General features: G+C 40.9%; 9 protein-coding genes. 5 read left to right on the top strand and 4 right to left on the bottom strand.

Translation table 11 applies throughout. From position 1 onward, the window contains the following. Positions 1–7: 7 nt before the first annotated feature. Positions 8–847 carry a nitrate ABC transporter permease gene (gene ntrB, locus ACPZ3T_RS05710; protein ID WP_490274230.1) on the bottom strand — a complete coding sequence of 280 codons (840 nt, stop codon included), beginning with the start codon at positions 845–847 and terminating at the stop codon, positions 8–10. A 211-nt stretch (positions 848–1,058) separates the two neighbouring features. After that, entirely contained in the window at positions 1,059–2,441 is a 1,383-nt protein-coding gene (locus tag ACPZ3T_RS05705; RefSeq protein WP_490274229.1) for a CmpA/NrtA family ABC transporter substrate-binding protein, read from the bottom strand. 658 nt (positions 2,442–3,099) lie between these two features. Here ACPZ3T_RS05705 and ACPZ3T_RS05700 point away from each other — a divergent pair. From ACPZ3T_RS05700 to ACPZ3T_RS05690, 3 genes are all read left to right on the top strand, one after another. Continuing rightward, positions 3,100–4,557: a protein adenylyltransferase SelO gene (locus ACPZ3T_RS05700; protein ID WP_490274228.1), complete on the top strand. Its 1,458-nt coding sequence runs from the start codon at positions 3,100–3,102 to the stop codon at positions 4,555–4,557. A 581-nt stretch (positions 4,558–5,138) separates the two neighbouring features. After that, complete coding sequence (locus ACPZ3T_RS05695) at positions 5,139–10,595, top strand: PAS domain S-box protein (RefSeq protein ID WP_490274226.1); 5,457 nt, start codon at positions 5,139–5,141, stop codon at positions 10,593–10,595. Next, entirely contained in the window at positions 10,592–11,581 is a 990-nt protein-coding gene (locus ACPZ3T_RS05690) for a diguanylate cyclase domain-containing protein (protein ID WP_490274224.1), read from the top strand. Before ACPZ3T_RS05695 ends, ACPZ3T_RS05690 begins: the two co-directional genes overlap by 4 nt. A 120-nt stretch (positions 11,582–11,701) precedes the next feature. Here ACPZ3T_RS05690 and ACPZ3T_RS05685 read toward each other — a convergent pair whose 3' ends face one another. Both ACPZ3T_RS05685 and ACPZ3T_RS05680 read right to left on the bottom strand, forming a co-directional pair. Next, the gene (locus ACPZ3T_RS05685; protein WP_490274222.1) at positions 11,702–12,727 is read right to left on the bottom strand and encodes a glycerate kinase; all 1,026 of its coding nucleotides are present in this window, start codon (positions 12,725–12,727) and stop codon (positions 11,702–11,704) included. Then, positions 12,727–13,059 (bottom strand): DUF565 domain-containing protein, encoded by a 333-nt coding sequence (locus ACPZ3T_RS05680; RefSeq protein WP_490274220.1) that lies wholly within the window; start codon positions 13,057–13,059, stop codon positions 12,727–12,729. Before ACPZ3T_RS05680 ends, ACPZ3T_RS05685 begins: the two co-directional genes overlap by 1 nt. Before the next feature lie 547 nt (positions 13,060–13,606). Here ACPZ3T_RS05680 and ACPZ3T_RS05675 point away from each other — a divergent pair. Beyond that, positions 13,607–14,230, top strand: a complete 624-nt coding sequence (locus ACPZ3T_RS05675; protein WP_490274218.1) for a hypothetical protein — start codon at positions 13,607–13,609, stop codon at positions 14,228–14,230. A gap of 306 nt (positions 14,231–14,536) precedes the next feature. After that, positions 14,537–16,486 carry an ArnT family glycosyltransferase gene (locus ACPZ3T_RS05670; RefSeq protein ID WP_490274216.1) on the top strand — a complete coding sequence of 650 codons (1,950 nt, stop codon included), beginning with the start codon at positions 14,537–14,539 and terminating at the stop codon, positions 16,484–16,486. The last annotated feature ends 7 nt before the right edge of the window (positions 16,487–16,493 follow it).

Genomic DNA, 16,493 nt, shown 5'->3' with positions numbered 1-16,493 from the left:
CTGTTAATTACTTCTGTTCTGTCGGTAAAATCAGGTTTTGCACCCAAACCATAAGTTTATCTAGTAACAAACCGACTGCACCGATGTAGACTAATGCCAAGATAATTTCGCTGATGTAGTTATTCTGATAGGCATCCCAGATGAAAAAGCCGATACCTACAATACCTGACATGACGATTTCGGCGGCAATAATTGCTAACCAAGCTAAACCAATGGCAATTCTCAACCCTGTAAAAATGTAGGGCAAGGCAGCAGGAATGAGAATGTTAAAGAAATAGTCTTTTTTGGAAAGTTGCAGTACCTTAGCGACGTTGTTGTAGTCTTGGGGAATTTCTTTCACACCTACAGCCGTGTTAATTAAAATTGGCCAAATGGCGGTAATAAAGATCACAAACAAGGCGGCGGGTTCGTTTTGGCGTAAGGCAGCTAAGGAAATAGGTACCCAAGCCAAAGGGGGTACAGTTCGCAATAATTGAAACAGAGGATCTAAAGCTTTAGACATGGTTTTATTCACACCAATTACAATGCCTAAAGCAATACCAATGACGGCAGCGAAGGAGTAACCAATTGCTACCCGTTGCAGACTAGCAAAAATCTGCCAAAATAATCCTTTATCAATGCCGCCTCTGTCATAAAAGGGATAAATAATTAACTCCCAAGTTTCTTGTATTACCTTAATTGGCCCTGGTAATGTCGCGCCCGGAGTCCAAGAGAATAATTGCCACAAAATTAAAAATATACCAATGGCGATCGCTGGCGGTACAATATTCGGAAATTGCTTTTGCAGTTGAGATAGAAAACTGTTATCAAATTTAGGACTAGCAGTTCTGCGTTGTGCTACAGTCATGATTTTTGTGTTCCTCAGATGACAATTGAAAAGGGGTGTAGGGGTGTAGGGGTGTAGGGGGCAGGGGGGGACAAGGGGGACAAGGGAGACAAGGGAGACAAGGAAGCAGAGGGGCAGGGGGCAGGGGGCAGGGGAGAAAATACAATGCCCGATGCCCGATGCCCGATGCCCGATGCCCAATGCCCGATGCCCGATGCCCAATGCCCAAAGACTAAATACTTACTTTTTTGATTTGCAAACTCTGGAGGTATGCTGTTGGGTTTTCGGGGTCGAACTTAGCACCATCAAAAAATTCTTCAACGCCACGGGATGTATTTGTGGGAATATCAGCAGCCGCAATTCCTGCTTCTTTTGCTGCTTCTTTCCAAATGTCTTCGCGGTTGACTTTATCAATTAATGCTCTAGCTTTGGCGGCATTATTATCAATGTAATCTTTGGGTAAGAATCCCCAACGTACACTTTCAGTAATGAACCATAAATCATGGCTCTTATATGGATAAGAAACGCTACCTTTTTCATCTTTCCAATACAAGGCAGCCATTGACCTATCATCAATTTTGCGACCTTCACCCATGTCATATTTACCCATGAATGGGTCAATTAACACATCAACTGGGACATTAAAGTAAGCTCGTCCTGACAAAATGTTAGCCATTTCTTGGCGGTTATCAAAGTTGTCGCACCATTGTTGAGCTTCCATGATGCCTTTTAATAATGCTTTGGTGGCTTTGGGATGTTGGTCAACCCAGTCAGCCCGCATTGCTAAATATTCTTCGGGGTGATTTTTCCAAATCTCTGCTGTCAATGCAGCCATGTAGCCAACTTTGTCTTTGACAATACGATAAGGCCAGGGGTCGCCGGTGCTGAAAGCGTCCATTGTGCCTGTTTTCATGTTGGCGACGGTTTGCGCTGATGGGACTGTGAGTAATTTGATATCGGTATCAGGGTTAATACCACCGGCTGCTAACCAATAACGAATCCAAAAATCTTGGTTAACGGCTGGGAAGGTTTGAGCGGCTGTAAAGGGCGTGGGTGAGGCTTTGAGTTTGGAAAATACAGCCTTAGCTCTGGCTAAGTCTAAACCGATACCGCTACCTTTGTGTTTGTTGGCGATCGCAATTCCATTCCCATGTGTAATTAACTGACATAATACATACATGGGAATCTTTTTATTACCTTTGGTAATTAAACCTTCAGTAATTAAATGGGGCATAGGCATTTGCCATTGACCACCATCAATTCCACCACCAGCCGAACCAATTTCAACGTTATCTCTAGCTGACCCCCAAGAAGCTTGTTTAGAAAGCTCTACATTGGTCATACCATACTTAGCAAAAAAGCCTTTTTCTTGAGCAATAATTAACGGCGCAGCTTCTACAATCGGTACATATCCTAACTTAACTGCGTTAGTTTCTGGTGCTTGTTCAGGACTAATATTAGCAACAGGTTGAGCAGTGGAAGCAGCTTGATTATTACCGCCAGTGTTAGCTTCTGGGGGATTACCTAAACAACCTTTTAAAAACACTGCACCAGCCGATGCCCCTGCTGTGAGGATAAACTTACGGCGAGACACTTGGTTAAAAAAATCTGACATAATATCTCCTTAATTGGTCAGGTTAATTTTTTTATTCACCACAAACTCTGCAAATAAACATTGATGTTTATTGCAAAAGCCATGAAAATTTTCGCTATATTCAATTAGTCCTGCATAATTACTTCTTTTAAGAAATCACTCAGATGACTAACATTTGCTGGTTTGATTTCTTTTGTGCGGTTGCTTCAAGCAGTCTTTAATTGCATTGAAATCAGTTTACAGGTATTCCAGGAAAAGTGGTTCATTTTGAGAAGGCAATTATTAAATAAATATTAGATTAGACATATAAGTAAAAATTTATATTGGAGAATAAAACACCCTAGTGAGTTTCAATGTATCAGGATTTATTGATGATAGCTATTGAATGAACGAAATAAACCTAGATTAATTTCCAGATCAATATGTATTTCATTTATTGCAACTATAAGGGCTAGAAATACACAATCTGGTTTTTCGTGAAACAGCATGATTTTAGCTTCTCATCCAAGACTTAAAGTAGCTGTTTGCACATCAAAATGGAATTTATAATTACAACTATTTATTCCAGTCTATAGATAAGGTTTTTATACTCAGTCTCTAAGTTTTGCTTATTTAAACTCACACGAGAGATGCTGTCAGATGTACTATTAAGAGAAGAATAAATTATGCTTGGCTCATAATGACCTTAGCTGAAACCCACAACACCAAAAACACCCTCAATCCTTTTCTCACCCTCAATTACGAACCAGCTTTAGAATCTTTGGGTGATGATTATTATGATGAAGTAGCCGCAGCAGATTTTCCCCAACATACTCTACGCTGGCGCAATGATGCTTTATTACCCAAATTGGGACTGAACCCCCAAGATGTTGAGGATGAAGACTTTATTACAGCTTTTAGTCTGTTTCAAGGTCGCAAACCATTGTTAGCATTGCGTTATCACGGCTATCAATTTGGGGAATATAACCCCCAATTAGGTGACGGACGGGGTTTTTTATATGGCCAAGTCCGGGGAATTGATGGCGAACTCTATGATTTTGGCACTAAAGGTTCTGGGAGAACACCTTATTCCCGTGGTGGTGATGGGATGTTGACTCTCAAAGGTGGAGTCAGGGAAGTTTTAGCCGCAGAGGCATTACATCAATTGGGTGTCCGCACCTCACGCTGTCTGAGTATGATTGAAACTGGTTTATCTTTGTGGCGTGGTGATGAACCTTCCCCTACTCGCTCATCTGTCATGGTGAGGATGAGTAGTTCACATATTCGCTTTGGCACTTTTGAACGGTTGTACTACATACAACGTCCAGACTTAATTCAAAAGTTATTAGATCATGTCATTGAAAATTATTACTCTCACTTAGTTAATGAACAAGATAAATATGCTTTATTCTATGGCGAATTAGTCAGACGAGTTGCAGAATTAGTTGCACAGTGGATGGCTGCGGGTTTTTGTCACGGAGTCCTCAATACTGACAATATGTCTATCACTGGCGAAAGTTTTGACTATGGCCCTTATGCGTTTATTCCAACTTATGACCCTTATTTCACTGCGGCATATTTTGACTATTACAAACGCTATTGCTATAGTCATCAACCAGGCATTTGCCAATTAAATCTAGAACTGCTCCAACAACCATTAAGGTCAGTCATTGATAAAGCTGACTTAGAAGCCGGACTAGCAAAATTTAGTGAGTATTATTTTGCTGCATATCGCTCTTTAATGTTGAAAAAATTAGGGTTTGTCGAGTTAGTTGCACCAGAAGGTGATGAACTTTTACGCCTGACTATGCAATTTTTGCAAGATAGCCAAGTCGGATATCATTTGTTTTTCTCGGAAATGGCGCGGACTTTCTCCCCTAAGTGGCGAGATGAGCCGGGACTAATACTCAATTCTGCCGAAGTTGTCCCCACATCAGACAAATCAGAGATTTTTGATAATTGGTGCATCCTCTATCACAAAATCTTAAATACTTTTGACCCAGATCAAATGGAGAATATTGGTAAAACTCTTGCTGATTACAATCCTAAAACTGCATTATTAAGACCTGTAATTGAAACTGTTTGGGAAGCAATTGCTGAGGAAGATAATTGGCAACCTTTCGCTGATTTATTGCAAAAAATAACATTGAGGGAGTAGGAATAAGTAATGAGTAATGAGTGATGCGTAATGAGTAATGAGTAATGAGTAATGAGTAATGAGTGATGAGTGATGAGTAATGAGTGATGAGTAATGAGTAATGAGTGATGCGTAATGAGTAATGAGTAATGAGTGATGAGTGATGGAATTTATTTCTTACTTCTTATTTATTACTTATTACTTATAGGAATCCAATTTGATTTCTGAAAAAACTTAGTACATTTTTATGCCTTCTTACCTTCACTCTGTTCCCTGACAAAGTTAAAAACCTTTAATTGATATTGAAATGTAATAACGTGTTAATAACTGCATATATGATGAATTAGTCTTATGTGTTTACATAAATAATTATTTGAGGGGCATCAAAAATTACTTCAAATAACAAAAATCAATATGTAGAAACATCAACATATTTAGAAAGATTTAAAAATAAATATAAAATTAAGACCTAAAGTTAAAAAGTTATGTATAGATTGTTTTACTGTAGCAATTTTGCGTAGTTGCACGATTGCTATGTATTTTTTTTATTTCTTAAAAAGAAAAAAGCAACTACAGCTGTTCAAATGCTGGAGGGTGAATTAGTGTACAGGCAGCACCAGCATCACCGAGGTAAATCTGTGAATTTTTGGGGTAATCAGAAATTCCTCCCATTGCTGGTGGGTATTGTCATCGTAGTTGTAGTAATTATCCTTTGGCAGAGATTAATAGTTGCAGAAAAAAATAGTATTCAACAGCTGATTCAACAACAGGCGATCGCAACTAAAACCGAGTTAGTCACCCAGCTAAATTATCGCACTTTAGCCTTAGAGCGGATTAACAAACATTCGCAAGTAAAAAATGGGATTTCCCAACGCCAATGGGAACTAGAAACCGCAACCTATATCCAAGAATATAGCGGCTATCAAGCAATTGCACGGATTGATCCAACATGGCGGGTGTTGTGGACTGTGCCATTAGGGAATGACACAACTGCACTGCCTATAGACTTAAATCAAATCCGTGGACAACAGTCAATTTTAGCGATAGCAGGTAAAAATCATCAAACTACGCTGACGCAGACAATACAGCTAGGACAAGGTAGACGGGGACTTTTAGCCTGTGTACCTTTATTTAGTGGTAAGGACTTGAATGGATTTATCTTAGGAATTTTCGACATTCAAAAGTTATTTGATGCTATTGTGCAGATACCAGAGGGTTACAAAATTAAGATTTTTGCAGGCAAAGATTTAATTTATAGTCAAGATCAATTCTCAGTAGTGCCGTCATCTTGGCAGCAGCAAGTCAATATTGACTTGTACGGAGTGAGATGGCAATTACAGATTTACCCTAGTGCTGAGTTGATAGCAGATTTACATTCACCTCTACCCACCTTTGTCTTATTCGCCGGCATCTTAGCAGCTGGAGGACTAACATTATTAACTTATTTGGTACAATTTACCCAAATGAGTCATCGTCAGATAGCAGCCATCAACCAAGAACTATCTGAGAAAATTGCCCAACAACAACAAACAGAAATTGCTCTACGTGCCAGTGAAAACCGATGGCGACAGCTACTAGCAACAGAGAAAGTTATACCTTGGGAATTAGACTTAAAAACCAGGCGTTTTACCTATGTAGGGTCACAAGCAGAAACTCTGTTAGAATATGCGATCGCCGAATGGTATGCAGAAAATTTTTGGCTCAATCATTTGCATCCCCAAGACAGAGAACAGACATTAAGTCTTTATCAAGCAGCTATAGCTAGAGGTGAAAACTTCTACACAGAATATCGGATGATAGCCGCCGATGGTAGAGTTGTGTGGCTACGAGACATTGTGAGCGTAGTGCAGACAGATGGCAATCCCGTAATGCTGCGGGGGTTCATGTTTGATATTACTGACTTGAAACTAGTAGAACAAACCCTGCGACTCCGTGAGAGGGCATTGGCGGGGATAAATAATGGCATTGTGATTGTTGATGCCAGACTAGCTAACCATCCGATCATTTATGTTAACTCTGGATTTGAACAAATTACAGGTTACAGTGATACCGATGTCATTGGGCAGAACTGTCGATTATTGCAAGGTACAGACACCAAGCAACCAGGACTCGAAGAACTACGATTAGCCCTGAAAGCTGGGAGGAGTTGCACAGTAATTCTGCGAAACTACCGCAAAGATGGCAGTTTATTTTGGAATGAATTAAGCATTTCTCCAATTTATGACGAAACAGGTCAATTAAGCCAATTTCTAGGGATACAAACCGATATTACCAACCGCCAACAAGCCGAAATTTCCCTACGTCGGCAAGCCCTCACCTTTGAAAATATCTATGATGCTGTGATCATCACAGATTTAACAGGCAATATTCTCGACTGGAATCCTGCGGCCGAGAGGATATTTGGCTATAAAAAAACCGAGATTTGCGGAGAATCGATCAGCATCTTACATAAACCCGAAGAAGATACAGCTTTAAATAATAGCATTATTGAAGACATAGTTAAATATGGACGTTGGTCAGGTGAAATTAACTTTATTCGCCAAGATGGTAGCTTGGGGATTTGTGAAACTACCATAGTTTCTTTATTAGATGAACAGGGAGAAAATATAGCGACAATTAGCGTTAATCGTGACATTACCGAACGTAAACAATCAGAAATTTTATTACATCAAAGTGAACAACGCTTCCAAGCCTTCATGAATCATAGTCCTACCCATGCCTGGATTACAGACTCTGAAGGACAAATTATTTATGTGAATGAGAATTACCGGCGCAGTTTGCAATTACCTTTACAGGAATTAATCGGCAAAAGCATCTTTGATATTTATCCGAGTCAATTTGCTCAAAAGTTTCTCAAGAATATTCAAACAGTTGCTCGCAGTCATCAAGTCCTAGAAGTTGTGGAATCGATCTCTGCTGCTGACGGCACAATGGGAGATTTTTTAGTGTATCAATTTCCGATTGGTAGTGAAGGAGAACAATGTTTAATCGGAGGCATTGCCGTTGACATTACTGAACGGAAACAAGCCGAGGAAGCACTGCGTAAAAGTGAAGAACGCTGGCAATTAGTCATTGAAGGTAATCAAGATGCCATTTGGGATTGGAATATTATTACCCAAGAAATATTTCGCTCGGCACGATGGGCAGAGTTAGTAGGAGACGAAGACTATCAACCTATCACTAATTGTGAAGATTGTTATAGCCACATTCATCCCGAAGATTCCGACCGGGTAATCAAAATGACACAAGATTATCTGAGTCAAAAAATCCCCAAATATGCTATAAAGTATCGCCTGCGTTGCCATGATCACACATATAAGTGGGTGTTAGTTCATGCGACTGCCCAATGGGATGAACAAGGTAATCCAGTGCGGATGGTCGGTTCAATTAAAGATATTACCGAATGGGTACAAGCACAAGAAACATTACGAAAACAATTAAATCGGACACTACTCCTAGAAAAAATCACCCAGGAAATTCGTCAAAGTCTGGATATTAAAGAAATTTTTGCTACGGCTGCCACTCGCATTGGAGAAGCTTTTGCAGCAGATCGCTGTTTAATTCATGCTTACATCAGCGACCCCTTCCCCCGGATTCCCCTAGTAGCACAATATAACAATGTCGCTGGTTTCTCCTCTATAGAGGCACTAGAAATACCCATGTCAGGGAATCCCCACGCTATAGAGATGATGACTCAAGATCATGCGATCGCTTCACCCAATGTCTACGCAGATCCTTTGCTATCAGATCAAGTGTCAATTTGTCAAGACATAGGTTTGAAATCTATGCTAGCCATCCGTACCTCCTATCAAGGAGAACCTAATGGTGCGATCGGCTTACACCAGTGTAGCCATTTCCGGCAGTGGACTCCAGAAGAAATTGAATTACTAGAAGCAGTCGCGGCACAATTAGGCATCGCCCTCGCCCAAGCACAACTCTTAGAACAAGAAACCCGTCAACGGGAAGAACTGACTTTAAAAAACTTTGCCTTAGAACAGGCAAAACGATCAGCAGAAGCCGCAAATCGCGCCAAAAGTGATTTCTTGGCCATGATGAGCCATGAAATTCGCACTCCCATGAATGCCATTATTGGCATGACAGAATTAATCTTGAATACGGAATTAACGCTGCAACAGCGAGACTTTTTAGAAACTGTTTTAAGCAGTAGTGAAGCTTTACTCACCATCATTAATGACATTTTGGATTTTTCCAAAATTGAATCAGGCAAATTAGAACTAGAAGCCCAACCTGTTGATATTCGAGCTTGCGTAGAACAAGTAATTGACTTGTTAGCCCCCAAAGCTGCCCAAAAAAATATTGAACTAGCTTATTTGATTCATCCCCAAGTTCCCCCTCAAATTGTCGGTGATTTAACTCGTCTGCGGCAAATTCTCACTAACTTGCTCAATAATGCTATTAAATTCACCGAACAAGGTGAAGTGATTTTGTCTTTACATAGTACCCCCAAACCAAAAAACTGCTGTGAACTGGTGTTTAGTATCCAAGACACAGGCATTGGTATTCCCCCAGCCAAGATGAAACGCCTGTTTCAACCTTTTGTGCAAGCAGATGCTTCTATGACTCGCAAATATGGTGGTACAGGGTTAGGGCTAGTAATTAGTAAACGCTTAGGCAAGATGATGGGGGGTTATTTGTGGGTGGAAAGCCAAGGATGTGTCGGTGGTAGTCCCCCTCCTAGATGGCAGAGCAAAAAACCCATATCATCTACTGTCTCAGCCCCCGGTTCTACCTTTTACTTTGCCATCACTGCCCCAGTGGTGACAGATGCCAATGCTGATGAAGTGATGACTGTGCCAATTCAGTTAATCGGTAAACGCTTGTTAATAGTCGATGACAATCCTACCAATCGCAAAATTTTACGCCTACAAACTGAACCTTGGCAAATGCAAACTTATGCTGTGCCGTCTGGTGCAGAAGCTTTAGCTCTACTTGATCAGAAAATCAAGTTTGATATCGCCATTTTAGATATGCAGATGCCCGAAATGGATGGGTTGAGCTTGGCGCGAGAAATTCGCAGTCGTTCTGGTTATCAAGATATACCTTTAGTAATTCTCACCTCTTGGGGTAAACCAGACAATAATCCCGATTTGAAGGAGATAGAATTTGTTACTTATTTACATAAACCCATTAAACAATCTCAACTCTACGACGTTCTCACCCGTAATTTAGAAAATCAGCCAATTCGAGCTAGTGTTTCTAGTTCTCATGCCAAACCGATTGATGGCAATTTAGCACAGCAAATACCACTGCGATTACTATTAGCTGAAGACATGGTAGTTAATCAGAAAGTTGCCCTACTCATGCTCAAAAAAATCGGTTATCAAGCTGATGTGGTAGCCAACGGCTTAGAAGTTTTAGCAGCATTAAAACTTCAAAATTATGATGTGGTGTTGATGGATGTGAATATGCCAGAAATGGATGGCTTAGAAGCTAGTCGCACAATTCGTCAAACTTGGAGTGATGATTCTCGTCCTTATATTATTGCCATGACAGCTAATGCTATGCAAGGCGATCGGGAAGTGTGTTTAGCGGCTGGCATGGATGACTATATTAGTAAACCGATTCAGATTAATGATTTGGCCACAGCATTGGCTAAATGTCAACCCCTAAAACTTGATCATCCCATCAGTTACAAAATTGCAGGCTCAACCCCTGATATCTCCGCAAATCCTTTGTTAACAAAAACTGCTATTGATACGAAAATACTGCAAGAATTACGCAATATGTTATGCGGAGAATCAGGTGCATTTGCTGAATTAATTAACTGTTACCTGACAGAAGCTCCCAAGTTGATCCAAAATATTAGTGTAGCAATCACAACTTGTGATGCCGAAACTATATGGAATACAGCACACAAATTGAAATCCAGCAGTGGCTCAGTGGGAGCAGTGTTATTAGCACAACTTTGCAAGCAATTAGAAGCCCAGGGGCGCAGTAACAACTTGACAGATATTGCGGAAATTGGCTCTCAACTTTGTCAAGAGTATGAGCGAGTCAGAATTGCTTTGCAAAGAGAAATCAATCAGGAGAGATCATGAAACCTACTGTCCCACAAGAGCCTTCTTTAATTCTCATTGTTGACGACGAGCCATTTATCAGGGCGCAGTTACGTTTGTCTCTACAATATGAAGGCTATCGGACAGTGGAAGCTCAGGATGGTAGAGAGGCGTTGAGTGTTTTTCATCAACTGCAACCCGATATAGTGCTTCTTGATGCCATTATGCCTGACATGGACGGTTTTGAGTGTTGTACTCGCTTACAACTGCTAGATCAAAGTAAGCATACACCAGTTTTAATGATTACGGGGCTAGAAGATAAAGAATCTGTCGATCGCGCTTTTGATGTCGGTGCTATCGATTATGTCACAAAACCAATTCACTGGCCAGTTTTGCGCCAACGCGTCAAGCGTTTAATTCAACAATCCCATCTCCAACAAAAACTGGAAGCTGCTAACCGGGAATTGCAACGCCTGGTAACAATTGATGAATTAACACAAATCGCTAACCGCCGCAGATTTGAAGAATATTGTTTGCAAGAATGGCAGTGCATGGCTAGGGAGCAACAATCTTTGTCTTTGATTCTCTGTGATGTTGATTTCTTTAAAGCATATAATGATACTTACGGTCATCGGGCAGGCGATCGCTGTTTACAATTAGTTGCGAAAGCTATTCAAGATAGTGTCAAACGTCCTGCTGATTTAGTCGCCCGTTATGGTGGGGAAGAATTTGCTGTGATTTTACCCAAAACCGATGCTGAGGGAGCAATTCATATCGCTGAGGCTATTTGTCAATCTGTGCGGATGCTAGGCATACCACATTGCAGTTCCCAAGCTAATATTTGTGTCACCATCAGCGCAGGTGTAGCTACTATTATCCCTCAACCGAACTCGGATTTTCAAGAAATTATTGACGAGGCTGATCGGGCATTATACCAGGCTAAAATTGCCGGGCGCGATCGCTGTCAAAAATATAACAAACTCCCCGCTTCTACAGCTTTTATATGGAAAGAAGTTAATAGTCAATAGTCAAGTCGCTTTGCTCCAATTCAAAATTCAAAATTCAAAATTAAAGACAGCCACCCACTCATAGGTGGGGCTTGAACCCAACAAGTATTTTTCTTTCCTTCTGCCCTCTGCCTTTCTTCGTCAATAGTCAACCGCTATATCAATCCACCTATGATCTTGATCAATGGCAATGACTAAATCAACCCATGAGCCTGATGCAACTAATGGTTTAATAAATAATTCAGGATGCAGCGATCGCCAAAAGTAATTGACAAATCTTTCAATTTCTGCATCTGTCATTCCTGATTTCCCAGCCGCTATCATTTGCCGTTCTGCTTGTTTGCGCCACTCTACAGAATAACGATAATCTTGGGGATATAAGACAATTAAGCTATCTAATTTCTCCCATAATGGCAAATATTCCCTCAAACGAGTATTCATTTCACGGGCAAATGCTTTATCTGCATCAGTGATAATTGGTGGTGGTGCATGATCAAATACCACTGAATCTATAGGGCGTACACCGACAAACCAACCTTCAAATAACAGGATATCAACTTTCTCTACAATTTCTGGATAAGTGCGATCGCCTGCCCCATGATAAGCTGATTTATCAAAGCGAGGAATCATCACAGGGGTTTGAGATTGTCTGATTTGCTCTAAAACATTTATTCCTAAGTCTACATCGTGAGTGCCTGGGGGGCCACGCCAAATTAACCGGGGATCTTTTTGGGTTAATGCCAGACGTTCATGATAAGTTTTATACAAATCATCTAACGATAAACTTACACTACAATATCCCAACTCCTGGAGAATTAACCCCAAAACTTGACACATTGTGGTTTTACCTGTTCCTTGACTGCCTAAGATGCCTTGGATAAAAGGACGTTGTAATTTTTGGTGTTGGGATGCTATTTTCATGGCTAGAGGTAGCCACCATTTCCACAACACAGGTAACATTTCCTCTGGTGCAATATGTAGGCGACTTTCGCAAAATTGGCTAAAAGCTGGTAGTACTGATTGTAAAAGCTGCGATCGCTCTTGGATCACTTGCCCTACATTCTCCGATGTAATCCCAAAAGCTTCTGCTCTGATATCTTCTAAAGCTGCGGCTTGTGCTGCTTGTTGCCCACTTGCCGTTCCCATTGCTGCTAACCAATCATTCATCAAGAACCCAGTTTAAAGGCTTCAATAAACAAGCTATAAGTAAAACCTACTTTCAACAAATTCAGCACTTCTACCCACAACGCTCGCCGAGCAAAAAAGCTCTGACTATAGAATATTCTACTTGTGACCTCTGTGAGTACAACTAATAACCCAGCTATCCAAATGTCTATTACACCACGTTGTCCTGCTATGGTGGAAATTGCCGTCCCCAGAAAAAAACCAAATAAAAAACTGATCATCAGCAGTGATAATCGCCGCCAAGGATTAGCAAACCATTGCCCCAAACGCCTAGCAATGGTATCAAACAAGTTGTTTAGACGTGTATTTTGCATTCAATTGAGTCTTTAGCGGTTAGCAATTAACAGGGAACAGTGAATGTTGACAAATTTAAGTCTCCTGTGCATCTATCATTTTGTTTCGATTTTTCTACAGTCAATATTATCTGGGAATCGCAGATCATGATCGAAAGACAGGCTGTAAAATATTAAAAAATGTGAATAATATGTTTTTGCTATATCTAACGCGATGTGCGACTTATTCTGGAAACCCCTCTCCATAGAGCGAAGCTCTTCTCGTAGAGTACATCTCCCCTACAACTGTAGAGACGTTGCATGCAACGTCTCTACTTTAAATCTTGCTCCCCTTCCCACTCCTTCGGAGAAGCAAGCTATGTAGGCAAGGGGTTGGGGGTTAGGTTTGAGAGAAAGTTGCACACGGCGTTATCTAGTGATTTAACCCAATACCCCCACACCCCACACCCCACACCCTACACCTTACCTTTGGTAAGGAAGTAGAAAACTTTCCTTGAACCTAACTAGTGATAATAGGCTAGTATTTGGTCAAGCCTAAACAAATCATTATTTGTAAATTCATATCAATATGAAGTCTTCCGGGTATCGTAACGCTGCGGTTATCGCTGGCTGTTTGGCATTGCTGGCCTTACTGGTAGGATGTCTAGACATGAGTGTGTCTTTTGAAACTACAAATCCAGAGACATCATCATCATCTAGTGATGTCATCCCAGAAAATCAAGATTTAGCATCACCTGTAGCATCGACAGACAGCAATTCTACGACTATTTCTCATCCAGTAACCGTTGACAGTAACAAATCACAACAAAACACTGACAAATCAACCTCCATCTTGACATCACGCCAAACGTTAAAAAGCAATACTAAGTATTTAGGCTCATTACGGATGAGTAATCAAACAGATCAGCCTGTGCGCTTGGCTCTATTAGCTAGACAGTCAGTAAAAAAAGGTGCAGTCAAAGAAAAAGCTCAGATTCCGGCTCATTGGGATTTTGATCCCCAAGAAGGCAGCGAAAAAGGTTTGATTCTGTCCCTCCCCCAAGGCAATCTCAAAATTGAAACAGGTGATATTTTGGTAGCTTTTGCTCAAGATGGTTCTCGTCGCTACTGGGGGCCATATGTGGTAGGTGAAAGTTCCCTACCAACCTGGGATGCCGAAAAGCAAGAATGGGTATTGCTATTGAGTAATTAGGTATAATTTACGCCTGATGTGAATTAGGAAAATCGCCTATCCAATCAATAGCCTATGGGTGGGGTGTATCAAACTTGGTAGAGGCGGGTTCACCGAGATCAAAAGTTAATCATGAATGATGTTTGTTAACCCGCCCCTACAAATATCTAGATATTCGCAAGATTTGAATTGACATTAGACGTAATTTATTTTTGACTGTTGCCTGAGTGCTGAGTTTGGCTGAAAACCAAAATTCTCAAGAACAAAACCTAGTCACTCAACGACTAAATAACTGTCTATTAACCATTGACTATTGACTAACTACTGATGAGGTTAAAATTGAGCTTTCCCCACGCTGTTGAGCAGTGGTTAAAGAATCTTGTAAAGCGTCCAGCCCTTGCTGTGACTGTGGTAATTGTGTGGTTAGTTGTAATTGGCTGGATAGGTTATGGATGGAATTTAGGGCGTGTTGGCTTGATTGATGAAACTGAGCCATTATTTGCGGAAGCTTCCCGGCAAATGTTAGTGACAGGGGATTGGATTACTCCTTATTTCAATGGTGAAACTCGGTTTGATAAGCCTGCTTTAATTTACTGGTTGCAGGCGATCGCCTATGCTGTGATTGGAGTAAATGAATGGGCAGTACGTCTCCCCTCAGCACTAGCGGCAATGGTAGTTATCGCCTTGGTGTTTTACACTGTCCAATGGAGCTTGGCTCAACAAGTTTCTTCTTTAACTCGTCGCTACTTCACCGCAGCCATTGGTGCCGCAGTCACCGCACTCAACCCAGAAATGATCATCTGGGGTAGAACAGGTGTCTCAGATATGGTGTTGACAGGGTGTATAGCCTCAGCCTTGTTGTGCTTTTTCCGAGGATATGCAGAGTCGGGGAGCAGGGGAGCAGGGGTGCAGGGTGCAGGGGTGCAGGGTGCAGGGGTGCAGGGTGCAGGGGTGCAGGGTGCAGGGGAAGATAGACAAGGTAGACAAGGGGGACAAGGGAGAAATATTTACCCCAATGCCCAATTCCCCATGCCCAACAAATGGTATTTAGCTTTTTATGTGTTGATTGCTGGCGGCATTTTGACGAAAGGGCCAGTGGGAATTGTTTTACCAGGGCTGATTATAGGGGCTTTTTTGCTGTATGTGGGACAATTTTGGGCAGTAGTCAAAGAAATGCGTCTGGTTTTGGGACTGGTAATTATTTTTTGTTTGTCTGTCCCTTGGTATTTACTCGTGACTTGGCGCAATGGGTGGAATTACATTAACTCCTTTTTTGGTTATCACAACATAGAACGATTTACGGAAGTAGTTAATGGTCACTCAGCACCTTGGTACTTTTACTTTTTGATTGTGCTGCTATTGTTTGCGCCATATTCAGTTTACTTACCTTTGGCAATGATCAGGCTGAAATTTTGGCAGCGATCGCACTGGCGCAATCAAGAACGCTCTCAACAATTAGGTTTGTTTGCATTCATCTGGTTTGTGACTATTTTTAGCTTTTTTACCATTGCTGTCACTAAACTGCCTAGCTATGTATTGCCATTAATGCCAGCCGCCGCTATTTTAGTAGCTTTATTATGGAGTGATTTTTTCCCACAGCCAGAGCCAAACCCCAGCACCAATGAAATCACTTACCCGATTTCTTGGATGCAGGTAAGTAGTTGGATCAATGTCGTATTTCTATCTGTATTATCAGTAGGATTCTTTCACATATTCCACTTTTTAGGTAAAGATCCTGCTGCTCCTAACTTCAACCAAATACTTCAAGAATCCGGTTTCCCAGCCATAGCTGGTTGGATTTGGCTAGTGTTTGCAGTCATCATTGCCGGATCAATATTAAGTCGGCAATGGTACACAATCATTGGGTTAAATTTATTAGGATTCGTGGCATTTTTTATCTTCATGTTAATGCCTAGTTTGCTCTTAGTAGATCAGGAACGTCAACTACCTTTAAGAGATTTATCTGCATCTGTCGTGCAGTTTCAGCAACCACAAGAAGAAATCATCATGGTTGGCTTTAAAAAACCGAGTGTAGTTTTTTACAGTCACAAACAGATCAGATTTATCAAATTGACAAAAGAGGGGATTGAGTATATCAAAACTGTAGCTAATCAGCCAGAACACCCAGCTTCATTACTACTTTTAACTGAAAAAAGAAACTTTTTTAAAATGGATTTGCAGCCAGATATTTATCAGAATTTAGCTATCAAAGGTGCTTATCAATTAACTCGGATTAACTTTAAGAAAATGAAGTCGCCAAAATTAGATATATCTTAGTTAATGG

The organism is Aliinostoc maniaoense, assembly GCF_058172895.1.
This window is presented reverse-complemented; position numbering and strand designations above follow the sequence as displayed.